The sequence below is a fragment of the Burkholderia sp. 10_S31 genome, assembly GCF_056930375.1.
Window position 1 is genome coordinate 790,823 of sequence record NZ_JBXOWK010000001.1, and the last position, 21,380, is coordinate 812,202.

The window sequence follows — 21,380 nt, forward strand, 5'->3', positions numbered from 1 at the left end:
GACACGGACGACACGCACGACCCGCACCGCAGGTACGACGAACACGGTTTCGACCGAACATTTCGACAGGAGCTTCACCATGGAAAGCAAGACTCTCGCGGCGCCCGCCGCCGATCCCGCGGGCCCCGCACGCAGCGGCCTGTTCGGGTGGTATGCGGACGCGCAGCCGCGCGAACGCCGCGCGTTCTGGAGCTGCAAGGTCGGCTACATGCTCGACGGGATGGACACGCAGATGCTGTCGTTCGTGATCCCGACGCTCGTCGCGACCTGGGGCATCTCGCTCGCGGACGCCGGCTTTATCGGCACGATGACGCTGCTCGCGTCGGCGCTTGGCGGCTGGATCGCGGGCATCCTGTCCGACCGGATCGGGCGCGTGCGCACGCTGCAGCTGACCGTGCTGTGGTTCGCGGTGTTCACCGCATTGTGCGGGCTCGCGCAGAGCTACCACCAGCTGCTCGCGGCGCGCGCGCTGATGGGCTTCGGCTTCGGCGGTGAATGGACGGCCGGCGCGGTGCTGATCGGCGAGGTGATCCGCGCACGCGATCGCGGCAAGGCGGTCGGCCTCGTGCAGTCGGGCTGGGCGATCGGCTGGGGGCTGTCGGCGCTGCTGTATGCCCTGCTGTTCTCGGTGCTGCCGGCCGAACAGGCATGGCGCGCGCTGTTTCTCGTCGGCCTCGCGCCGGCGCTGCTGGTGGTCGTGATCCGCCGCTACGTGAAGGAACCTGACGTCTACGAGAAGGAGAAGGCCACGCAGGCCAACGTGGCCGACGCGCCGCGCTTCACCGAAATCTTCGCGCCGAAGCTGCTGTCGACGACGCTGCGCGCGGCGCTGCTGACGACCGGTGCGCAGGGCGGCTACTACGCAATCACGACCTGGCTGCCGACGTTCCTCAAGACCGAGCGGCACCTGACCGTGATGGGCACGGGCGGCTACCTCGCGACGATCATCGTCGGCTCGTGGGTTGGCTACCTGACGAGCGCGTACTTGACCGACCGCCTTGGCCGCAAGCCGAACTTCATCCTGTTCGCGCTCGGCTCGATGGTGATCGCGTTCGCCTATACGTCGCCGGCGCTGAACCTCACGAACGCGTCGATGCTGTGGCTCGGCTTTCCGCTCGGGTTCTTCGCATCGGGCATCTTCTCCGGGATGGGCGCGTTCCTCACCGAGCTGTTCCCGACGCGAGTGCGCGGCTCGGGGCAGGGCTTCTGCTACAACGTGGGCCGCGCGGTCGGCGCCCTGTTTCCGTTCCTGATCGGCGCGCTGTCGAAGCACTACGGGCTCGGCGCGAGCATCGGGATCTTCGCGGTCGCCGCCTACGGCGTGATGATCGTCGCCGCGCTGACGCTGCCCGAGACGCGCGGCCGCGAACTCGACGCCGCGTAAGCGGGCACCCGCCCGCCGCCTGACCTCTCCCTTTTGATCGAAGCCCTCACGCGGCGCGCGACGCGCGCCGTGCGGCGGCGCTCGTCCTTCGTTTCATCTTCGCTTCAACGACGCATCGAGTTCATCGCCATGACTGACCGACACACTTTCCCCGTTTCCTCCGACGCCGCGCGCTGGCAATTCTGGATCGACCGCGGCGGCACCTTCACCGACATCGTCGCGCGCCGGCCCGATGGCGCGCTCGTCACGCACAAGCTGCTGTCGGAGAACCCCGAGCAGTATCGCGACGCAGCCGTCGCCGGGATCCGCCACCTGCTCGGCCTGGCCGACGGCGAGCCGATCACGCCCGAACGCGTCGACATGGTGAAGATGGGCACGACGGTCGCGACCAACGCGCTGCTCGAGCGCAAGGGCGAGCGCACCGCGCTCGCGACGACGCGCGGTTTTCGCGACGTGCTGCGCATCGCGTACCAGAACCGGCCGCGCCTGTTCGATCTCGACATCGTGCTGCCCGATGCGCTGTACGAGACCGTCGTCGAGATCGACGAGCGGATCGGCGCGCACGGCGACGTCGTCGTGCCGCTCGACCTGCAACGCGCGGAAACGGCATTGCGCCGCGTGTTCGACACCGGCGTGCAGGCGTTGGCCATCGTGCTGATCCACGGCTATCGCTACACGGCGCACGAGCGTGCGCTGGCGGACCTCGCGCGCCGGATCGGCTTCACGCAGGTGTCCGTGTCGCACGAGGTGTCGCCGTTGATGAAGATGGTGTCGCGCGGCGATACGACCGTGGTCGACGCCTACCTGTCGCCGATCCTGCGCCGCTACGTCGAGCAGGTCGCGCGCGAGATGCCCGGCGTGAACCTGCAGTTCATGCAGAGCAGCGGCGGCCTGACGCGCGCCGATGCGTTCCAGGGCAAGGACGCGATCCTGTCCGGCCCGGCCGGCGGCATCGTCGGGATGGTGCGCGCCGCGCGCGCAGCCGGCTTCGACAGCGTGATCGGCTTCGACATGGGCGGCACGTCGACCGACGTGTCGCACTACAACGGCGAATTCGAGCGCGTGTTCGAGACGCAGGTGGCCGGCGTGCGGATGCGCGCGCCGATGATGAGCATCCACACGGTTGCTGCCGGCGGCGGCTCGGTGCTCGGCTTCGACGGCGCGCGGCTGCGTGTCGGGCCCGAATCGGCCGGCGCGAACCCGGGGCCGGCCGCGTACCGGCGCGGCGGCCCGCTGACCGTGACCGACTGCAACGTGATGCTCGGCAAGATCCAGCCCGATCACTTTCCGCGCGTGTTCGGCCCGCATGCGGACGAACCGCTCGACCGCGACGGCGTGGCCGCGAAATTCGCGGCGCTTGCCGACGAGATCCATGCGGCAACCGGGCGGCGCGACACGCCCGAGGCGCTGGCCGAAGGGTTCCTGGAGATCGCGATCGGCAGCATGGCGAACGCGATCAAGAAGATCTCGGTGCAGCGCGGCCACGACGTGTCGCGCTACGTGCTGACGACCTTCGGCGGCGCGGGCGGCCAGCACGCATGCGGCGTGGCCGACGCGCTCGGGATGACACAGGTGTTCGCGCATCCGCTCGCGGGCGTGCTGTCCGCCTACGGGATGGGCCTGGCCGACCAGACCGCGATGCGTGAGCGCGCGGTGGAGGCCGTGCTGTCCGACGCGTCGTTGCCCGCGCTGAACGCGACGCTCGACCGGCTGGCCGACGACGCGGTCGGCGCGCTGCTCGAACAGGGCGTGCCGCCGGAACGCATCGCGACCGAGCGGCGCGTGCACCTGCGCTACCAGGGCACCGATTCCGCGCTCGACGTGCCGGCCGGCAGTGTCGTCGCGATGCAGCAGGCGTTCGAAGCCGCTTACCGGCAGCGCTACGCGTTCCTGATGCCCGGCACGCCGCTGGTCGCCGAGCTGGCGTCGGTCGAGGCGATCGGCCGCTCCGATGCGCCGGTCGAAATCGCGCCGCTCGTGCCGCGCGACGACGGCGCGGCGCCGCGGGCCCACAGCACCGTGCGTTTCCATTCCGGCGGCCAATGGCACGACGCGGCGCTGTACGTGCGCGACACGCTGCTCGCCGGCGACGCGATCGACGGCCCGGCGATCGTCGCCGAGAAGAACGGCACGACCGTCGTCGAGCCCGGCTGGCGCGCGCGGATGACGGCCCAGGGCAACCTCGTGCTGACGCGCACGACGCCGCTGCCGACGCGCCGCTCGCTTGGCACCGACGCCGATCCGGTGCGGCTCGAGATCTTCAACAACCTGTTCATGTCGATCGCCGAGCAGATGGGGCTGCGGCTGCAGAACACCGCGTATTCGGTGAACATCAAGGAGCGGCTCGACTTCTCGTGCGCGATCTTCGACGGCGACGGCAACCTGATCGCGAACGCGCCGCACATGCCCGTGCACCTGGGCTCGATGGGCGAGAGCATCCGCACGGTGATCGAGCGCAACCGCGGCCGCATGCGCGACGGCGACGTATTCATGCTCAACGACCCGTATCACGGCGGCACGCACCTGCCGGACGTCACCGTCATCACGCCGGTGTTCGCGGACGGCTCGGATGCGCCGCTGTTCTACGTCGGCTCGCGCGGCCACCACGCGGACATCGGCGGCACGACGCCGGGCTCGATGCCGCCCGATTCGACGCACATCGACGAAGAAGGCGTGCTGATCGACAACTGGCAGCTTGTGTCGGCCGGCGTGCTGCGTGATGCCGACACGCGCGCGCTGCTCGCATCGGGCCGTTATCCGGCGCGCAACGTCGAGCAGAACATGGCCGATCTGCGCGCGCAGATCGCCGCGAACCAGAAGGGTGTCGACGAGTTGCGGCGGATGGTCGGGCAGTTCGGCCGCGACGTCGTGCTCGCGTTCATGGGGCACGTGCAGGACAACGCGGAAGAAGCGGTGCGGCGCGTGATCGGCGCGCTGCAGGACGGCGTGTACCGCTATCCGCTCGACAACGGCGCCGAGATTCGCGTCGCGATCCGCGTGGACCGCGCGGCGCGCCGTGCGGAGATCGACTTCACCGGCACGTCCGCGCAGCTCGACAACAACTTCAACGCGCCGAAGGCCGTCTGCATGGCCGCGGTGTTGTACGTGTTCCGTACGCTGGTCGGCGACGACATCCCGCTGAACGCCGGCTGCCTGAAGCCGCTGACGGTGATCGTCCCCGCCCGCTCGATGCTGAACCCCGAGTATCCGGCGGCGGTCGTGTCGGGCAACGTCGAGACGTCGTCGGCAATTACCAACGCGCTGTACGGCGCGCTCGGCTGCGTCGCATCGAGCCAGGGAACGATGAACAACTTCACTTTCGGCAACGAGAGAGTCCAGTACTACGAGACCATCGCCGGCGGCAGCGGCGCGGGCGACGGCTTCGCGGGCGTCGGCGCGGTGCAGACGCACATGACGAACTCGCGCCTGACCGACCCGGAGGTGCTCGAATGGCGCTACCCGGTGCGCCTCGACTCGCATCGGCTGCGCGCGGGTTCCGGCGGCGGCGGGCGCTGGCGCGGCGGCGACGGCGCGGTGCGGCGGATCCGCTTCCTCGAGCCGATGACCGCGTCGATCCTGTCGAACAACCGGATCCATGCGCCGTTCGGCGCGGCGGGCGGCGAGGCCGGCGCGCTCGGTCGCAACACGATCGAGCGCGCGGACGGCACGGTCGAGACGCTCGAGCATATCGGCCGCGCGCAGATGGCGCCGGGCGACGTGTTCGTCGTCGAGACGCCGGGCGGCGGCGGTTACGGCGCGGCGGGCTGAGCGGCGCCGCGCAACGCGCGGAAGCGGTGCGGCGGCGTGCCCGCCGGACGGTTTTCGCGCGTCGCGGCGGGGCGATCGCACCGGTTCCATTCATGGCGCCGCAATGCCGGTGCGACCCGGCGATATATCCGCTCACATCGATTGACGCGATATTGCAACGCGTATGGGAATAAAGACGTGCATTCCCGCATAAGCGGACATGGAAAATTCCCGATTCCGCGATCGGCGCCATGCGATCCGACCCCGGCAGAATGCCGCGGGGGCGGATCGCTACAAGGTTAGTGCGATTCCCGCAAACGCCCGTCCGGCAAGGCGCTCAGCTGACCTCGCCGGCCCGCTTCAGGCCCGGCGCCCGCCGACTCGCATCACGCCAACCACGAAAAATCCCCCCTGCCAATCGAGTTCCGATTCCTTGACACTCTGTTCCAAATGTGAGTGCCATTCCTCATCGTCATTTGATAAGATGGGTTACACATTCGCTTGGAAAACCTTACGCGCGACATGCGCGAACGCCGGGTCGCATTAGTCGTTGGAAACACATTCGGAACGAGGACCGTTGTCACGGCCATCAAGACTGTTCTTCCGGGTACGCGCGTTGCGCGCCCGACCGCGGGCGGTCAACTTGCATCCGTCTACACTGTGCGTTTTTTCTGGATCGGGGCGTGTCCATGGATGACGAAAACGAAAGCGCCGTGCTCGAAGCGCATCTCGGTACGCGCAGCCCATGCTGGCGCCTCGGCAGCGACAGCAATGCACTCGAACTGGCCGCCGTTCGCGGCCTGACCAATGTCGCGGTTGCGCTGACCGGCGAGCAGGCCGCGCGGATTCGCGCGCTCACCGGCGTCACGTCGCACCTCGTGCTCGAACTCGCGCTGTTCGGCGATCCGGTCAGTCTCCATCTGGTCGGCAGAAAGATCGACACCGCCAATTGGGCCGGCACGGCCTCCGCCTATTCCGATACCGCGTCCGTCGCCAGCGATCTCGCACACGGGCTCGCGTTCGCCGAGCAGGTCGTGTCGGAAGTGAATTCGCTCGTCGTGATCCTCGACCGCAACGGCATGGTGCAGCGCTTCAACCGCCTGTGCGAGGAAGTGACGGGCAAGCGCGAGGTCGACGTGATCGGCCGCAGCGCGTTCGAGCTGTTCATGAGCCCCGAGCAGGGCGCGCAGTCGCGCACCAACATCACCGGCTTTTTCGCGAGCAACCGGTCGTTCGCGGTCGAGCGCTACATCAACACGGTCAACGGCCCGCGCCTGTTCCAGTTCCGCAACAAGTTCGTGCAGAGCGGCAGCGGCGCCGACGAGCAGTTCCTGATCTGCTCGGGCATCGACGTCACCGAGGAGCGCAACGCGCAGCAGCGGCTCAGCGAACTCGCGAATACCGACGTGCTGACCGGCCTGCCGAACCGTCATGCGATCAGCGAGCGCATCCGCGTCGCGCTGGCCGCGGACCGCACCGACCTGCGCGGCCAGGTCGGCATCCTGTTCCTCGATCTCGACAACTTCAAGCGCGTCAACGATCACTACGGGCACATCACCGGCGACCGCCTGCTGCAGGACGTGTCCGCGGTCATCGGCGGCTGCCTGCCGTCCGGCGCGACGCTCGCGCGGCTCGGCGGCGACGAATTCCTGGTGCTGTTCGAGCACGGCACGCGGCCGCTGCTCGAGGCGACCGCACAGATCATCCTCGAGCGGCTGCGCACGCCGATCCACCTCGGGCTGGTGGAGGTCTACACGAGCTGCTCGATCGGCATCGCGATGTATCCGCAGCATGGCGATTCGCTCGAAACGCTGATCCGCAGCGCCGATACCGCGATGTACGTCGCGAAGGAAGAAGGCAAGCATACGTACCGCGTGTTCTCGCTCGAGATGAACCAGAAGGTCGCGAAGTACATGTGGCTCGACACGAACCTGCGCAAGGCGCTCGAGGAAGAGCAGTTCGTGCTGCATTACCAGCCCGTCGTCGACATCGCGACCGGCGACGTGCACGGCGTCGAGGCGCTGATCCGCTGGCAATCGCCCGATCGCGGGCTTGTCGCGCCGATCGAATTCATCCGCTTCGCGGAGGAGTCGGGGCTGATCGCACCGCTCGGCCGCTGGGTGATGCGCACCGCTGCCGCGCAGGCCGCCGCATGGAATGCGATGGGGCTCGGCGTGCGGATCGCGGTGAACGTGTCCGCGCGGCAGTTGCAGGACATGAACATCGTCGATCAGTTCGCGTCGATTCTCGACGCCGCGGGGCTGAAGCCGAGCCTCGTCGACATCGAGCTCACCGAAAGCAGCTTCATCGACGACGAAGAAGCGGCGCACGAGCTGATGAAGCAATTCCGCCAGCTCGGTGCGGAGATTCACCTCGACGATTTCGGCACCGGCTATTCGTCGCTGTCGCAGCTGTCGCGGCTGCCGCTCGATTCGATCAAGCTCGACCGCAGCTTCATCACGGGCATCGACCGCAACCCGCGCTCGCAAGCGCTGGTGCGCTCGGTCGTGTCGCTCGCGAGGGCGCTGAGTTTCTCGGTGGTCGCCGAAGGCGTCGAGACGCACGCGGAAGCCGAATTCCTGAAGCAGATCAACGTCGACTACGCGCAGGGATACTACTTCGCGCGGCCGATGCCGGCCCAGGCCTTCGAGGCCTGGCTCGCGGAGACGAGGAAGCTCAGGCTGATCGCCTGAGCCTCCCCGCATGACGGAGCGCGCCGCCCGCCATGCGCGGCGCTTCGCTCACATCACACCGTGCGCAGCTTCGACACGCGCCGGTTCTGCAGCATTACCAGACGTTCCATGTACGCGAGATCCTTCGGCTCGATCGTGAACGCCGCGTGAACCCATTGCTCGGTGATGTCCATCAGCTCGGAACGCGTGAGATGGAACACGCGTTCGCGCGCGCGCAGCATCGCGCGGATGCCGTTCAGCTTCGGCTTCATCACGTCGATGAAGGTGCGCGTCGCGAGATACGCGTCGCCCGCGTCGAACGTCTGGTCGATCAGCCCGCGATCCTCGTACCACTCGGCCGCATGTGCCTCGCCGGACGAGATCAGCGATTCCGCGAGCCCGCGGTCCGCCTTGCGCGCGACCAGCGAATAGCCGCCCATGCCCGGGAACAGGTTGAACGCGATCTCGGGAAAACCGAGCTTCACGCCCTTCTGCGCGAGCATGTAGTGGTGCGCGAGGGCGGCTTCGAAGCCGCCGCCCAGCGCGCTGCCCTCGATCATCGCGATCGAGATCGCACCGGTGCCGAAGCCCGTGTAGATCTCGTAGACGCCGTCGATGCACGAGCGCGCGTAGGCCATCAGCTGGTCACGCCGGCCGCTGCGGATCGCGTCGACGAAGAAGCTCAGGTCGCCGCCGACGTTGAACAGCTCGGGGACGAGCGAGCCCGTCACCCAGAAGTCGAACGGCAGGCCCGAGTCGCGTGCGACGCGCGCGAGATGGATGATGTCGGTGACGAGTTGCTGGTTGAAGCACGGCCGCGGCTCCGATCGCAGCATCATCCACATGATGTTGCGGCCTTCTTCGTAGAACGCGGTCAGCTGCGTGAGTTCTCCTGCTTCGTAAAACGGACGGCACGCCGGATGAGATTGGAGTTGCATGGTATGTCCTCGTGAGATGTGGTTTTTCAAAGACCGTCGCGACCGGCGTCGTGGAAACCCGCCCCCGCACGGCGCCGGCCGCGAGGCACCGCCATTGTTGCGCGCACACTAATGTCGAAATGCGGGGAACAACGCACGATCGGGCGCGAGCGCATCGCGTCCGGCGCGAACCGTGCGAACCATGCGAATGACGCGCTCGAGGTGATCGCTCGCCGGGAGAACGGCGGGAGAGCGGCGAGGGGAGCAGGCCCGGGATCGGGCAGTGGCAGCCGGAGTAGCGGGCGCGGTGCGTGCGGCCGGTGTGACGATGCGGCGCCGATCGACGCGGCCAGCCGGCGGCACGGGCGGGCACGGCGGGCACAGGTGCACTGCCCCCGGCGCGGTGCAGCGTGCTGGTCGCTTACGCGCTGAAAGCGACGCCGCGCCGTCGGTCGCGTCTCATGGAATGTGCGGACTGGTGCCGCGGCGGGGCAGATGGTGCTGTTGCCGATGAACGTCGGCTAGCCGGGCGGCGAACGAAGCGGCTGCCTCCCGTTGGCGTTGTCGCAAGACAAGTCGCACCATTCCGGGGGCGTACGCTTGAATACATCACAACGTGATATAAAATAAGAGCAGGCCCTCGCGTCATCCGGCCTCTACGCCGCAAACGAACCCGGCCGCGCGATGCGCGCATCGTGCCGGGCGAACGTCCGGTTCAGAAGAACGGGGCGGCGACCGGGCGCAGCAGGATGGCCGCAGGCCTCGCCGCGGCCGGCGGCGGCTGGCGCCGCACGGTCCCGCGGCGACGACAAGGGGGAAAGGACGATGATGGTTACGTTTCGGTCATCCGCCGCACCGGACATCGTGATGTTGCGCGATCTGGCGCAGTACCTGCTGGGGCTCGTCGGCAAGGGGCTCGACGTGCGCGGGGTGATTTCCACCGACGAATTGCCGGGTGCGATCGCGCGGCTCGAGCAGGCGATCAGGGATGACGTGGTGCGGGAAAACGCGCACGAGCGTTCGACGCAGGCGCTGCGCACCGAACTGTCGCCGCATGCGGGCGGGCTCGCGCAACGCGCGTGGCCGCTGCTGGACATGATGCGTGCGGCCCACGAACAGGGCCGGCACGTGATGTGGGGTGTGTAGGCGCGCGACGCGCCGGCTGCCCGAAGACTGAACCTCCGCTGCAAGGCCGACGGTCTGGCGTCGCACGACGCCGTGCCGCCGGCCGATTTTTTTGTGCGGCGCGATTACGGGTGACGGTGCGTATGCGAGCGTGACGAGCGCCGCGACGAGCGGTGCAGCAGCCGGTCGCGCGTGCGGTCGCGGCTGCGTTGAGCCGCGAAGAACAGCACCGCGAATACGAGAACCGCGAGCAGTACGAGGGTCTGGACGATACCGTTTTCCATGTCGCCTCCGGCAGGTTGGGGGACGAGGTGCGCGGTGGCCGGGCGTCAGCTAGCCGGCTTGACGGTGCCGGCCACCTTCGTATCGATGAAGCGCTTGGCCAGGGCGATCGAGACCTTGATCGCGTCCGCGTCGTTGCGGAACACGTGGTGCTTCGGGTCGAGCAGGTGCGCCTCGTGGCGGCCGCCGGCATCGCACCAGTACACGACCGCGAGCGGCTGGTACAGCGCGCCGAGTTCGAGACCCTCGCCGGCCACCGGGTCGACCCAGGCGCCCGCGTGGATCTCATATTGACGATAGGTCACGCAGCGCGATGGTTCCATGATGATTTCCTTCGGGGTGCCGTTCGTTTCGACCCCGCGCCGCACGCCGGGCCGCGTTCACGTCAGCAGCGGCATCGCTTCGATCAGCGCGATCCCGAGCAGCGCGCCGATTGCGGCGCCGATCAGCTTCGGATGCCACCGCTCGAGATGCAGCGCGGTGAGCAGCGCACCGATCAGGATCACGCCCAGCAGCGCGAACGCGATCACGAGATATCCGATTTCGAAATCGTTGTTGATCAGCATGATGTCTCCTTCCCCATGTCGGCGCGTCGAATTCACCGGATCGTCATTCGTTTCGGTGACATCGCACGCACGCCTTACCTGTCTGAATTATATATCACAACATGATATAAAAAGCGATCGCACGCGGCGTAGTTCGTGAAAGTGCGACAGCCCGCCGGCGTGGCGCGTGCGGCGTGTCGTCGTCCGCCTGGCGCGTGACGGCACGGCCGGCCGCGTCGCGGCTTGACGCTCGCGGGCACGTCACCCACACTGGGCTGAACGACGGCGCGCGGCACGCGCGGATGCGCGCCCGTCGCGTCCGGACATGAACACGAACGCGCAGAGAGCTACGACGTGGTGCGTTTTCCGTTCCGATCGACCGGTAGCCTGCCGGGATGTGCCGCTGCGCTCGCGGTGGCCGTCGCCGCTGCCGCGCTCGCGCGTCCCGCGTGCGCCGACCCGGGCGACGAAGCGCCGGTCACGCTCGTCAGCGATGTCCACGTATTCGTGATCCAGCACGACGGCGCGCTGGACGAGGAGGACGATTCGACACTGCGCGCGAACGATGCAAACGGGATCGACGCGATCGCGCAGCGCTACGTGTGGTTCGACAAGAACCTGGAGAAGGTCGACCTGGTCGCGGCCGAGACGATCGATCGCGACGGCGTCGCGCATCCGGTCGGGCCCGACGGCATCCGCGACGTCCAGGAGCCGCGTTCGGCCGGCGCGCCGACCTTCCAGGACGGGCTGCTGCGCACCGTCGTGTTTCCCGGCGTCGAGGCCGGATCGAGCACGCGCATCGCGTTCCGCAAGTCGCGCACGAGGCCCGTCAATGCCGGCTACTTCGGCTACTACGTCGAACCGTCGCGCGAGCCGGTGGAGAACCAGCGGCTGATCTTCGACGTGCCGGCCGACATGCCGCTGCATGCGGACGCGCGCGGCTACGTCGCGCTGCCGCCGGTAACGGCGAACGGCCGCACGCGCTACGAGTTCGCCTACCGGCACGGCCCGTACGACCGGATCGAGAGCGGCTCGGTCGGCTATCCGACCTACGGCGACCGGCTGGTGGTATCCACGCTGCCCGACTATGCGGCGTTCGCCGCGCGCTACCGCAACGCGGCCGTCGATACGAGCGCGAACGATCCGGCCGTCGTCCAGCTGGCGCGCGCGCTCACCGCCGACGCCGCCGATCCGCACGACAAGGCGCGCATCCTGTACGACTGGGTGCAGGCGAACGTGCGTTACGTCGCGCTCTTTCTCGGCGAGACGGCCGCTGCGCCGCATCGCGTGACGGACATCCTGCGCAACCGCTATGGCGACTGCAAGGACCACGTCGCGCTGTTCGGCGCGTTGCTCGCGGCGGTCGGCATCCGCAGCGAACCGGTGCTGATCAATCTCGGCTCCGTGTACACGCTGCCGTCCGTGCCCGGCTATGGCGGCGGTGCGATCAATCACGCGATCACGTGGCTGCCCGATCTCGGCCTCTACGCGGACACCACGACGGGCGGCATCGCATTCGGCTACCTGCCGCCGATCGTGATGGACCGGCCGGCGCTGCTCGTCGACACCGGCGTGGTGTCGCGCACGCCGGCCACGCAGCCGAAGCGCCGTACCGCGCGCGTGGAGATCGATGCGGCGCAGCCGGGCGCTGCGCGGTTTCACGCGCTCGTCGAGGACGATGGCTGGACTGCGGAGCTCGAACGCACGCTGTTTCGCCGCGCGCCGCCCGAGCGCATCCGGCAACTCGCGAACGAACGCCTGCGGCTGAGCGGGCTGCGGGGCCGCGCACAGATCTCCACCAGCGATCGCCGCGCGACGGACGGGCCGTTCGACGTGACGTATGCGGGCACGCTCGATCACTTCGTGTGGCCGGACGGCACGACCGCCGTGCCCGCGCTGTCGAGCGTCACGGGCGGCATCGCGACGCAGGTCGAGGGCTGGCTCGCCGAACCGGTGCGCACACAGCCGTGGGCGTGTCTTGGCGGCACGTTCGACGAGACCGGCCAGATCGCGTTGCCGGCGGGTGTCATGGTGACCGACCTGCCGACCGATACGGCCGTGCACGACCGCTTCGTCGACTTCACGTCGCATTACGTATTCGATGCGGCCGCGCACGTCGTGCAGGTCACGCGCCGGATGACGGCAGCGTTCGGCCGGCAGGTCTGCACGCCGGACGAGTTTACGGCGTTGCGCACCTCGCTCGAACGCATCGAACGCGACACGCAGGCGCAGATCGTCGTGCGGGCAACGCAACGTTGAACGTCGGGCGCGGCGCATGCGGCGCCCGGCACGATCGGACGCGCGGCCGGACCCGGCCGACGCGTGGGAGAGGAACATGACGAAGCGGGAATGCGAGATCGCCGACCTGTCGAAGGAATTGCTGGGCCGGATCGTGCAGGGCGCGATGATGAACGGCGCGCCGGTGGATGCGCAGCAGTGCGCAGCGCTGGCGGTGCAGTGCGCGACGGCGCTGGTCGATCGGCTCGACGCACGCGGCGACTAAGCGGAATCGTTACGGGCGGCGACCGACCGGGCGAAAACGGAGCGGTTCTACAGGTGCTCGCTTCGCTCCGCGTAACGCGTAACGCGTAACGCGTGATGCGTTACACGTCGGCGTGCGCGTCGCCTTCCGCGCGCACCGCCCCTGGCGGCCGCCCGACCACGCGCTTGAACGCGCGGCTGAACGCGGCGAGCGACCCGTAGCCAAGCCGGTACGCGACCGCTTCGATCGTCTCGCGGTCGCGTGCGATCCACTGCGCGGCGAGCCGCATCCGCAACTCGGTCAGGTAGCGCACCGGCGTCATCCCGGTGGCCGCGAGAAAGCGTTCCGCGAACACCGAGCGCGACACGCCGGCTTCGGCGGCCAGTTCCGCAACGCTCCAGTTGCGCCCCGGATCGCGATGCAGCGCGACGATCGCGCGGCCGAGCTTCGGTTCGCGCAGTGCCTGCACCCAGCCCGTCGCGTCGCCGCACCCGCACTCGACCCAGCCGCGCACGATGAATGCGGCGACCACGTCCGCGAGCCGCGCGAGGATGCCCGCGAAGCCCGCGCGTTCGGAGCATGATTCGCGCTCCATCGCGTCAAGCATCGGACGGATTTCCGGGTAGCGCGCGAGCAGCGTGCCGACGTGCATGAACTCCGGCATCGTCCCGACGAGCGGCTGCATGCCGCCGAGATCGAGCTCCATGCATGCGCTGAAGATCAGCGCGTCGCCGGCAGCCGGCTCCGTCGCGGCGCACGATGTCGCACCCACCGACGCAACCGTGCCGCAGATCTTCGCGACCTCGAACCCGCCGATCTCGCGGCACGGCGCATCCGGATCCGACACCAGCGCATGCGTGCGGCCGTGCGGCAGCAGGATCGCGTCGCCGGCCTCGAGCTGCACCGTCGTGCCGGCCGCGTCGCGCAGCAGCACGGGCCCGCGCCCGACGAAATGGAACTGCGCGCGGCCCGGCGCGTGCCCGAAGCTCAGCCCGAACGGCCGCGGTACCTGGATCCGGCGGTACTGCACGCCGCTCAGGCGCATGCCGAGCAGCAGTTCGCTGACGAGGTCGTGCACGTCGGACACGGGAGGAAGCAGAGGCTCGGACATATCGAGATTCGGACGATCGATCAACAAGAGCGGATTGTATGTCATAGACCGTCCTGTCGCCGTTCCTTACGATACGTCGTCATCGGTATTTTCCCTATACGACTCGGAACCGCGCATGAATCCCGGAATCTCCTCCGCCGCCACCACGGCGGCTCCCCGCGAACCGGCCTGGGGCGCCGTTTTCGCGATGACGCTCGGCGTGTTCGGCCTCGTCACCGCCGAATTCCTGCCCGCGAGCCTGCTCACGCCGATGGCCGACAGCCTCGGCGTGACCGAAGGCGTGGCCGGCCAGACCGTCACGGCCACCGCGACGGTCGCGCTCGTCACGAGCCTCCTGATCTCGGCGCTGACGCGCACGATCGACCGGCGCCGCGTGCTGCTCGCGTTCTCGGTGCTGCTCGTCGCGTCGAATCTCGCGGTCGCGTTCGCGCCCAACCTGGCGACGCTGCTGATCGGGCGTGTCGTGCTCGGCGTCGCGCTCGGCGGTTTCTGGACGATGGCGACGGCCACCGCGATGCGGCTCGTGCCGACCGCGATGGTGCCGCGCGCGCTGTCGATCATCTTCAGCGGCGTGGCGGTCGCGACGATCGCGTCCGCGCCGATGGGCAGCTACTTCGGGCACCTGATCGGCTGGCGCAACGTGTTCCTGATCGCGGCCGGCCTCGGCGGCGTCGCGTTCGCGTCGCAGGTCATGACGCTGCCGTCGATGCCGCCGAGCGGCACGACGCGGCTGCGCACGCTCGTCGACGTGCTGCGCCGGCCGACCGTCGGCCTCGGGATGTTCGCGACGATCCTCGTGTTCACCGGGCATTTCGCGTTCTTCACGTATCTGCGGCCGTTCCTCGAACAGGTTGCCGGCGTCGGCGTGAACGGGCTGTCGGCGATCCTGCTCGGCTACGGGATCGCGAACTTCGTCGGCACGTCGCTCGCGGGCCGCGTGCTCGAACACCGGCTGCGGCCGATGCTGATCGGGATGCCGGCGCTGATGGTCGTGCTCGGCATCGCGCTCGTCGCGCTCGGCCGCGCGCCGATGATCGACGCGGTGCTCGTCGCGTTGTGGGGGATGGCGTTCGGCGGCGTGCCGGTGGCGTGGTCGACGTGGGTCACGCGCACCGTGCCCGATGAAGCCGAGAGCGCGGGCGGGCTGATCGTCGCGGCGATCCAGCTCGCGATCGCGACGGGCGCGGCGGCAGGCGGCGTCGTGTTCGACGCGAACGGCGCGGGCGGCGTGTTCCTGGGCGCGGCCGCGGTGCTGGCCGTCGCGGTCGCGACGATCGTGACCGGCGTGCCGAAGCGGGTCGGCGTCGCGACGGTGCTGGCCGAGTGACGGATCGCGGCGAGCCGGCGCGCGATCGCGCATCGGCTCGCTGCTCAGTGCGTCGGCGCGTGCGCGTCGAGCAACTGCCGGTGACGCGTTTCGGTGGCGTCGTCCGCGGGAAACATGCACTCCATGCGCAGTTCCTGTGCGGCGGCGCTGTACGGCGCACCGACGGTCGTGATCAGCGAGAAATAGCGCAGCACGACGCCTTCGTGGACGAAGCCGACCGGAATGACGGGCATCGACGGTGCGGCGGCCGGTGCCTGCGGCGTTTTCCAGTCATGCGGGGCATCCGGACTGGCGAGCAGTTCGTCGAGCAGCCGCTGCGTGTCGTCGTCGACCACGCGGCCGACCGATTCGCGATACACGCGCTGCAGGAGGCTGCGCGACACGCTGTCCCAGTCGGCCACGAACGGCTGCATGCCGGACGGATCGAACATCAGGCGCAGCAGGTTGCGCGGGCCTTCGCGTGCGGCCATGTCGATGAAGCAGCCAAAAAAACGCGGCGCCGCATCGTTGGTCATCAGCACGTTCCAGTGCCGGTCCATGACGATCGCAGGGAACGGATCGTGCTGGCGAACGACCCGTTCGAGCGCGCGGGTCACGCCATTCATCTCCTGCGCATCCCACGGCGCTTCCGAATACACGGGCGCGTACCCGGCGGCGAGCAGCAACGCGTTGCGCTCGCGCAGCGGCACGTCGAGCGTCTGCGCGAGGGTCAGCAGCGTGTCGCGGCCGGGCACGCTGCGCCCGCTTTCGATGAAGCTGATCTGGCGCTGCGAGATGCCGGCGTCGAGCGACAGGCCGAGCTGGCTCACGCCGCGCAGATCGCGCCAGTAGCGCAACAGCCGGCCCAGTTCATGCGGCGGCGCCTTCGGATCGTTGCCGCTGGCATTCATCGCGTTGTCCTGATCGTTTGGTGACCGATGCCGACGACTATATCGAACTCACGCCGCGCCCGCATGCCACGCGAACGCGTCGAACGGCGCTTCGAGTGCGGGTCGCGTCACGCTGCCGACGTAGTTGGTGATCGTCGATGCGGCGACCACCGCGATCACCTCGAGCAACTGTTCGTCGCTGAACCCGGCATCGAGGAAGCGCCGCCGGTCGGCATCCGCGATGTGGCCGCGGGTCTCGATCAGCGTGCGAGCCAGTGTCGACAGCGCGGCCAGTTGCGCATCATCGGGCAGGCCGCCGCGGCGGAGCGCATCGACGTCGGCAGCGCGCACGCCCTGTTTCAATGCGAGCGCGGTGTGGAATGCGACCGGCCATTCGCTGGCGTTCGTGACCGCGTTGGTGAGCAGCAGCGTCTGGATCTGCGGCTCGGTGAGGCTGCTTGCGTGCACGCGCTCGAACAGGCCGATGAAGCCGTTGATCAGCACTGGCGACGCAGCCATGGCCGCCGCGATGTTCGGGATCGTGCCGAAGGTTTTCCGGAGCTGCTCGAGGACGGGCTTCGACTCGGCAGGGGCCGAGTCGATCGTATGAAGCGGATAGCGGGACATGACGCCTCCTGGGCGATGAGCGCCGCCGGAATGGCGGCGCGACACCCGAAGCGTAGGGACGGCCGCGCCGCGCGCCAATTACATCGGATGTAATCGTCCGCTATCCGTCCCGGGCAGTGGCTAGCCGCCTTGCTTCACCACTGCCGCGAGCGCCTTCATCGCCTGCAGGTAGGGGTACGGCCCGTGACTGATGCGTGCCACGCCGTATTGCGCGAGTTCGGCGAGCGTCGGCGTTTCGGCGATGCGCATGATGTTCACCGGCAGCGGCGACGCGGCCGTCAGCGCGCGAATCAGCGCGGGCGCGCGCAGGCCCGGCACGAACAGGCCGTCGGCGCCCGCCGCCGCGTAAGCGCGTGCGCGGGTCAGTACGTCGTCCGGAAGCCGCTCGTCGTGCGTATCGGCCGCGGCCTTGAAGAACACGTCGGTGCGCGCGTTGATGAAGTAGCCGATATCCGCGCGATCGGCCGCCTGCCGGGCCGCCGCGACACGCGCAGCCGCATCGTCGACGGTGCGCAGCTCGCCCGTCGCCGGAAAACTGTCCTCGAGGTTGCAGCCGATCGCGCCGGCCTCGATGCTGCGCGCGATCGTGTCGGCGATCTCCGCCGGCCGCTCGCCGTATCCGCTTTCGAGATCGACGGTGACGGGCAGGTCGGTTGCCTGCGCGATCCGCGCGAGCACTTCCATCACGAGCGCTTTCGGCATCTGCTCGCCGTCGACGAAACCGTTGGCGGCCGCGACCGACCAGCTGCCGGTTGCCAGCGCGACGCCGCCCGCGTCGGCCACCGTGCGCGCGCTGCCGGCGTCCCACACGTTGAACAGCGCGAGCGGCTGGCCCGCGCGGTGAAGCGAACGGAAATACGCGGCTTTCTCCTTGCTATTGCGGCTCATGCTCATCCCTCCGTGTGAAATTCGAATCGATAGTCGTACCGAACGATACGCCGACCGTGTCGAGCGCCGCGAGGAAATCGCGCGCGTCGAACAGTTCGCCGAGGCTGCGCACGCCGCCCGACGTCAGTGTCCTGCCGCTCAGCAGGCGGACCGTCGCCTCGACGATGATCGGTGCGCTGACTGCATAGATGTCGCGTCCCGATGCGGTCGCGCGATGCGTGATGCCGTTCTGCACAACGACGGCGTCCAGCGCGAATTGCTGCGCCGAGCGGCCGAGCGCGTCGACCGGTTGCGGCGGCGGCGTGCCGGCATCGCGCACGTCGCGCAGCGCGAGCGTCGCGAGCCAGGACTCGATCGTATCGATGCGCAGATGACGCGCGAGTGTCATGACTTCCGAGAACGGCAGCAGCGTCACGTCGACGTCGCCGAGCGGCGACGGGAACGGCCACCGGCGTTCGCGCGCCGTCGATGGCACAGCGGCGGGCTTGCCGTCCTTCTGAATCAGCCGGATCGCGCGATTGCGCTCGCCGGTCACGCGCGTGCCGCGCGTCGGATGCCAGCTGTCGAGGCCGGTCGCGACGTCGACGCGCTCGATCGGCTGGCGCGGGTCGACGACGGCCGTGACGAGCAGGTCGGCCAGGCCGCCGTAGAACGCGGCGGCCGGCACGAGCGTCACGCCGGCGGCGCGTGCGCTGGCGTCGCGCCGGTCGGCCAGCGCCTGGACCGACGGCTGCTCGGCCGTCAGGTCGAGATACGGGATGCCGGCCCGCAACGCCGCATCGGCGAGCGGCAGCGCGGTATCGAGGTACGGGCCCGCGCAGTTGATCACCGCGTGCGCGCCGTGCAATGCTGCATCGAGCGCGGCCGGATCGTCGACCGCTGCGACGCGCGATGGCGTCGCGTCGTTGCCGCCTTGCGCGAGCCGCGCGGCATCGCGCCCGACGCGGATCGCGCCGAGCTCGCGCCGTTCCAGTTCGGCGACGACAAACCGCCCGGTGTGACCCGTGGCGCCATACACCGCAACCGTCATTTGACCGTCCATGATCCACTCCGATACAGAACGGTCTGTTTTATAGTACAGACCTGTAGCGTCGTCAACCTTCGAGTGCTATCATCGGATCCACTTTTGCGGGACGGGCGGCCCTCGGCGGCCGGGCTTGGATGAAAAAGGGAACGGACACGAACGGGGGCGCGCCCGATACGCGCGAGCGCATTCTGCAGACGGCCAGCGCGCTGTTCTATCGGGAAGGGACGCGTGCGGTCGGCGTGGACCTGATCGTCGCGCAGGCGGGCGTCGCGAAGACGAGCCTGTACCGGCACTTCGCGACGAAGGACGACCTGATCGAGGCGTTCCTGCTGCGCGAGGATGCGGAGTTCTGGGCGCACTGGGACGCGGTGGCCGCGCAGTACCGACGCACGCCGCGCGAGGAACTGGATGCGCAGCTGCAGTGGATCGGCGAGCGCATCGAGCGCCCCGGTTATCGCGGCTGTCCGCAAATCAACATCGCAGCCGAGTACGCGGACGGCAGTCATCCGGCGCGCCAGGTCGCCGTCGCGCACAAGCAGGAATTGCGGCGCCGGCTGACGGAGCTGGCAAGCGCGATGGGGATCGACGAACCGCAGACCTACGCATTGCGGCTCGCGACCGTCATCGACGGTGCGCTCAGCAGCGGGCAGGCGCTGCACGCGCACGGCCCCGTGCGTTTCCTGCAGGAGTTCGCGCAACTGCTGATGCCGAAGAAGGGCAGGAAGTGAATCGCACGGCACGCCGCTTCAGCCGCGCGTAGCCGGATCCTCCGACAGCGCGCGCAACTGGCCGCGCAATACATCGACTTCCCCTGCCGCGAACGGCCGTTCGATCTCGGCATGCGTCTGCTGCCAAAGCGGAAACGCTTCGGCGAGCAGCTGCTCACCAGCCGGCGTGAGTTTGAGCAGGCGGCTGCGCTTGTCGTCCGGATCCTGCGTGATGGTGACCAGCCCGCGCCGCTCGAGCGGTTTCAATGCAGCGGTCAGCGTCGTGCGGTCCATCGCGAGCAGCGACGCGACCGATTTCATCGTGGCCGGCTGGGGCCGGTTCAACGACATCAATAGCGAAAACTGGCCGTTGGTGAGATCCAGCGGGCGCAGCACATCGTCGAAGATGCGCGCGAGATTGCGCGCCGCGCGCTGCATGTGCAGGCACAGGCAGCAATCGCGCACCATCAGCGTCGTTTCGAAAGGGAGCTTTTCTTTGCGTGCCATGTTGCAATTGTGTTGATATCAACCTATCGTGTCAAGGGCGGGGAGCGGCAGCCCGCCGTTCCCGCCATCGGACGGAGGAAGCATGAGTGCGCAACAGCAGTTGTATCTCGCGGTATTCCTCGGCAGCAAGGAGAGCGCGGGCATGAAGGCATGGATGGCGCTACCGGAGGAGGAGCGGCGCACGCGGGAACGGGAAGGGATCGCCGCGTGGCATGCGTGGGTCGACCGGCATCGCGACGCGATCGTCGAACTCGGCGGGCCGCTCGGCAAGACCAAGACCATCGGCAAGGGCGGCGTCACGGACACCGCCAATGCGATGAGCGGCTTTACCGTCGTGCGCGCCGCATCGCACGACGCGGCGGCCGCGCTGTTCGAAGGCCACCCGCATTTCACGCTGTTCCCGGGTGACGCGATCGACGTGATGCCGGTGCTCGCGGTGCCCGGCATGCGAATGGCGACGGGCGCTGCGCGCGGTCGTCGAGGCCGATGGGCCATCGCCTGCGCGCGGAGATCTTCCCCGACATTTTCAACGGAGACATTGCGATGAAGCTTTACGGATTTGCCGGTACGCGCTCGCAACGCGCGCTCTGGGGGCTCAAGGAACTGGATGCGGATTTCGAGTTCGTGTCGGTCAACCTGCTGGCGGGCGAGCACAAGCGGCCCGAATTTCTGCAGATCAATCCGGCGGGCAAGGTGCCCGTGCTGGTGGACGGCGATCTCGTGATTCCGGAGTCGGCCGCGATCGTGCTGTATCTCGCGGACAAGTATCCGGAGAAGGCGCTGCTGCCCACCGATCCGGCGCTGCGGGCGCAGGCGTATCGGTGGGTGATGTTCGCGGTGACGGAGCTCGAGCAGCCGCTGTGGCGCATTACGCGGCATACGTTCATCTATCCGCCGGAGAAGCGGCTGCCGGCCGATATCGAACTCGCGCGCGAGGATTTCAAGGCGATGGCCGCGATCCTCGACAAGCATCTCGAGGGGCGTGAATTCATCGTCGGCGACACGCTGACGGTGGCCGATTGCGTGACGGCTTACCTGATCGACTGGGCAAGCGAGTGCCATCTGATCGAACCGTTCCCGCAACTGCAGTCGTATCTCGAGCGGCTTTATGCGCGGCCGAAGGCGCCGCAACGGATCGCGGAGGCGAGGAAGGCAGCGTGAAG

At 68.5% G+C, this 21,380-nt stretch carries 19 protein-coding genes and 1 pseudogene; 10 read left to right on the top strand and 10 right to left on the bottom strand.

All coding sequences use genetic code 11. The features are described from left to right. Window positions 1-79: 79 nt before the first annotated feature. From AC1Z3W_RS03645 to pdeR, 3 genes are all read left to right on the top strand, one after another. A complete protein-coding gene (locus AC1Z3W_RS03645; RefSeq protein WP_057925891.1) occupies window positions 80-1,384 on the top strand; it encodes an MFS transporter in 1,305 nt (434 codons plus the stop codon). Between the two features lie 129 nt (window positions 1,385-1,513). Then, the gene (locus AC1Z3W_RS03650) at window positions 1,514-5,152 is read left to right on the top strand and encodes a hydantoinase B/oxoprolinase family protein (protein ID WP_483507048.1); all 3,639 of its coding nucleotides are present in this window, start codon (window positions 1,514-1,516) and stop codon (window positions 5,150-5,152) included. Window positions 5,153-5,820: 668 nt separating this feature from the next. Then, on the top strand, window positions 5,821-7,824 hold the full coding sequence (pdeR, locus tag AC1Z3W_RS03655) for a cyclic di-GMP phosphodiesterase (protein ID WP_057925889.1): 2,004 nt from the start codon (window positions 5,821-5,823) through the stop codon (window positions 7,822-7,824). A 53-nt stretch (window positions 7,825-7,877) separates the two neighbouring features. Here the strand turns inward: pdeR and AC1Z3W_RS03660 are convergent, their stop codons facing one another. Then, complete coding sequence (locus tag AC1Z3W_RS03660) at window positions 7,878-8,741, bottom strand: crotonase/enoyl-CoA hydratase family protein (protein ID WP_057925888.1); 864 nt, start codon at window positions 8,739-8,741, stop codon at window positions 7,878-7,880. 804 nt (window positions 8,742-9,545) lie between these two features. On the opposite strand from AC1Z3W_RS03660, the gene AC1Z3W_RS03665 reads away from it, so the two are divergent. Continuing rightward, window positions 9,546-9,866, top strand: coding sequence for a DUF1840 domain-containing protein (locus tag AC1Z3W_RS03665; protein WP_057925887.1), 321 nt, complete (start codon window positions 9,546-9,548; stop codon window positions 9,864-9,866). A 104-nt stretch (window positions 9,867-9,970) separates the two neighbouring features. Here AC1Z3W_RS03665 and AC1Z3W_RS03670 read toward each other — a convergent pair whose 3' ends face one another. The 3 genes from AC1Z3W_RS03670 to AC1Z3W_RS03680 are packed head-to-tail and all read right to left on the bottom strand — an operon-like array spanning window position 9,971 to window position 10,693. After that, window positions 9,971-10,129 (bottom strand): hypothetical protein, encoded by a 159-nt coding sequence (locus AC1Z3W_RS03670; protein ID WP_175826287.1) that lies wholly within the window; start codon window positions 10,127-10,129, stop codon window positions 9,971-9,973. A gap of 45 nt (window positions 10,130-10,174) precedes the next feature. Next, complete coding sequence (locus AC1Z3W_RS03675) at window positions 10,175-10,450, bottom strand: hypothetical protein (protein WP_483507051.1); 276 nt, start codon at window positions 10,448-10,450, stop codon at window positions 10,175-10,177. 57 nt (window positions 10,451-10,507) lie between these two features. Beyond that, entirely contained in the window at window positions 10,508-10,693 is a 186-nt protein-coding gene (locus AC1Z3W_RS03680) for a hypothetical protein (RefSeq protein WP_057925886.1), read from the bottom strand. A 333-nt stretch (window positions 10,694-11,026) separates the two neighbouring features. Between AC1Z3W_RS03680 and AC1Z3W_RS03685 the strand changes: the two genes are divergently transcribed. Beyond that, the gene (locus AC1Z3W_RS03685) at window positions 11,027-12,931 is read left to right on the top strand and encodes a DUF3857 domain-containing transglutaminase family protein (RefSeq protein WP_124835364.1); all 1,905 of its coding nucleotides are present in this window, start codon (window positions 11,027-11,029) and stop codon (window positions 12,929-12,931) included. 76 nt (window positions 12,932-13,007) lie between these two features. After that, complete coding sequence (locus AC1Z3W_RS03690; protein WP_162840552.1) at window positions 13,008-13,175, top strand: hypothetical protein; 168 nt, start codon at window positions 13,008-13,010, stop codon at window positions 13,173-13,175. Window positions 13,176-13,275: 100 nt separating this feature from the next. Here AC1Z3W_RS03690 and AC1Z3W_RS03695 read toward each other — a convergent pair whose 3' ends face one another. Beyond that, window positions 13,276-14,310, bottom strand: coding sequence for an AraC family transcriptional regulator (locus AC1Z3W_RS03695; RefSeq protein ID WP_483507054.1), 1,035 nt, complete (start codon window positions 14,308-14,310; stop codon window positions 13,276-13,278). Window positions 14,311-14,380: 70 nt separating this feature from the next. On the opposite strand from AC1Z3W_RS03695, the gene AC1Z3W_RS03700 reads away from it, so the two are divergent. After that, window positions 14,381-15,592, top strand: coding sequence for an MFS transporter (locus tag AC1Z3W_RS03700; RefSeq protein WP_057925882.1), 1,212 nt, complete (start codon window positions 14,381-14,383; stop codon window positions 15,590-15,592). A gap of 44 nt (window positions 15,593-15,636) precedes the next feature. On the opposite strand, the gene AC1Z3W_RS03705 is transcribed toward AC1Z3W_RS03700, so the two are convergent. From AC1Z3W_RS03705 to AC1Z3W_RS03720, 4 genes are all read right to left on the bottom strand, one after another. Next, window positions 15,637-16,482, bottom strand: a complete 846-nt coding sequence (locus tag AC1Z3W_RS03705) for a helix-turn-helix domain-containing protein (protein ID WP_124835359.1) — start codon at window positions 16,480-16,482, stop codon at window positions 15,637-15,639. A gap of 48 nt (window positions 16,483-16,530) precedes the next feature. Further along, window positions 16,531-17,088: a carboxymuconolactone decarboxylase family protein gene (locus AC1Z3W_RS03710; RefSeq protein WP_124835358.1), complete on the bottom strand. Its 558-nt coding sequence runs from the start codon at window positions 17,086-17,088 to the stop codon at window positions 16,531-16,533. Between the two features lie 120 nt (window positions 17,089-17,208). Next, window positions 17,209-17,976 carry an isocitrate lyase/PEP mutase family protein gene (locus AC1Z3W_RS03715; RefSeq protein WP_483507057.1) on the bottom strand — a complete coding sequence of 256 codons (768 nt, stop codon included), beginning with the start codon at window positions 17,974-17,976 and terminating at the stop codon, window positions 17,209-17,211. Further along, on the bottom strand, window positions 17,963-19,018 hold the full coding sequence (locus tag AC1Z3W_RS03720; protein ID WP_124835354.1) for a saccharopine dehydrogenase family protein: 1,056 nt from the start codon (window positions 19,016-19,018) through the stop codon (window positions 17,963-17,965). Before AC1Z3W_RS03720 ends, AC1Z3W_RS03715 begins: the two co-directional genes overlap by 14 nt. Window positions 19,019-19,137: 119 nt before the next feature. On the opposite strand from AC1Z3W_RS03720, the gene AC1Z3W_RS03725 reads away from it, so the two are divergent. After that, a complete protein-coding gene (locus AC1Z3W_RS03725; RefSeq protein ID WP_483507059.1) occupies window positions 19,138-19,731 on the top strand; it encodes a TetR/AcrR family transcriptional regulator in 594 nt (197 codons plus the stop codon). Window positions 19,732-19,749: 18 nt separating this feature from the next. Here the strand turns inward: AC1Z3W_RS03725 and AC1Z3W_RS03730 are convergent, their stop codons facing one another. Further along, window positions 19,750-20,217, bottom strand: a complete 468-nt coding sequence (locus AC1Z3W_RS03730; protein WP_057925876.1) for a MarR family winged helix-turn-helix transcriptional regulator — start codon at window positions 20,215-20,217, stop codon at window positions 19,750-19,752. Window positions 20,218-20,299: 82 nt separating this feature from the next. Between AC1Z3W_RS03730 and AC1Z3W_RS03735 the strand changes: the two are divergent. Together AC1Z3W_RS03735 and AC1Z3W_RS03740 are read left to right on the top strand one after the other, a co-directional pair. Further along, window positions 20,300-20,662, top strand: a pseudogene (locus tag AC1Z3W_RS03735) (hypothetical protein); the annotation flags it as partial. A 98-nt stretch (window positions 20,663-20,760) separates the two neighbouring features. Then, entirely contained in the window at window positions 20,761-21,378 is a 618-nt protein-coding gene (locus AC1Z3W_RS03740; protein WP_057925977.1) for a glutathione S-transferase family protein, read from the top strand. Window positions 21,379-21,380 lie beyond the last annotated feature (2 nt).

What these genes read in the sequence shown, in the direction of transcription:
- AC1Z3W_RS03645 (WP_057925891.1), top strand. Translation starts at nt 80, where the DNA reads ATGGAAAGCAAGACTCTCGCGGCGCCCGCCGCCGATCCCGCGGGCCCC.
- AC1Z3W_RS03650 (WP_483507048.1), top strand. Translation starts at nt 1,514, where the DNA reads ATGACTGACCGACACACTTTCCCCGTTTCCTCCGACGCCGCGCGCTGG.
- pdeR (WP_057925889.1), top strand. Translation starts at nt 5,821, where the DNA reads ATGGATGACGAAAACGAAAGCGCCGTGCTCGAAGCGCATCTCGGTACG.
- AC1Z3W_RS03660 (WP_057925888.1), bottom strand. Translation starts at nt 8,741, where the DNA reads ATGCAACTCCAATCTCATCCGGCGTGCCGTCCGTTTTACGAAGCAGGA.
- AC1Z3W_RS03665 (WP_057925887.1), top strand. Translation starts at nt 9,546, where the DNA reads ATGATGGTTACGTTTCGGTCATCCGCCGCACCGGACATCGTGATGTTG.
- AC1Z3W_RS03670 (WP_175826287.1), bottom strand. Translation starts at nt 10,129, where the DNA reads ATGGAAAACGGTATCGTCCAGACCCTCGTACTGCTCGCGGTTCTCGTA.
- AC1Z3W_RS03675 (WP_483507051.1), bottom strand. Translation starts at nt 10,450, where the DNA reads ATGGAACCATCGCGCTGCGTGACCTATCGTCAATATGAGATCCACGCG.
- AC1Z3W_RS03680 (WP_057925886.1), bottom strand. Translation starts at nt 10,693, where the DNA reads ATGCTGATCAACAACGATTTCGAAATCGGATATCTCGTGATCGCGTTC.
- AC1Z3W_RS03690 (WP_162840552.1), top strand. Translation starts at nt 13,008, where the DNA reads ATGACGAAGCGGGAATGCGAGATCGCCGACCTGTCGAAGGAATTGCTG.
- AC1Z3W_RS03695 (WP_483507054.1), bottom strand. Translation starts at nt 14,310, where the DNA reads ATGACATACAATCCGCTCTTGTTGATCGATCGTCCGAATCTCGATATG.
- AC1Z3W_RS03700 (WP_057925882.1), top strand. Translation starts at nt 14,381, where the DNA reads ATGAATCCCGGAATCTCCTCCGCCGCCACCACGGCGGCTCCCCGCGAA.
- AC1Z3W_RS03705 (WP_124835359.1), bottom strand. Translation starts at nt 16,482, where the DNA reads ATGAATGCCAGCGGCAACGATCCGAAGGCGCCGCCGCATGAACTGGGC.
- AC1Z3W_RS03710 (WP_124835358.1), bottom strand. Translation starts at nt 17,088, where the DNA reads ATGTCCCGCTATCCGCTTCATACGATCGACTCGGCCCCTGCCGAGTCG.
- AC1Z3W_RS03715 (WP_483507057.1), bottom strand. Translation starts at nt 17,976, where the DNA reads ATGAGCCGCAATAGCAAGGAGAAAGCCGCGTATTTCCGTTCGCTTCAC.
- AC1Z3W_RS03720 (WP_124835354.1), bottom strand. Translation starts at nt 19,018, where the DNA reads ATGGACGGTCAAATGACGGTTGCGGTGTATGGCGCCACGGGTCACACC.
- AC1Z3W_RS03725 (WP_483507059.1), top strand. Translation starts at nt 19,138, where the DNA reads ATGAAAAAGGGAACGGACACGAACGGGGGCGCGCCCGATACGCGCGAG.
- AC1Z3W_RS03730 (WP_057925876.1), bottom strand. Translation starts at nt 20,217, where the DNA reads ATGGCACGCAAAGAAAAGCTCCCTTTCGAAACGACGCTGATGGTGCGC.
- AC1Z3W_RS03740 (WP_057925977.1), top strand. Translation starts at nt 20,761, where the DNA reads ATGAAGCTTTACGGATTTGCCGGTACGCGCTCGCAACGCGCGCTCTGG.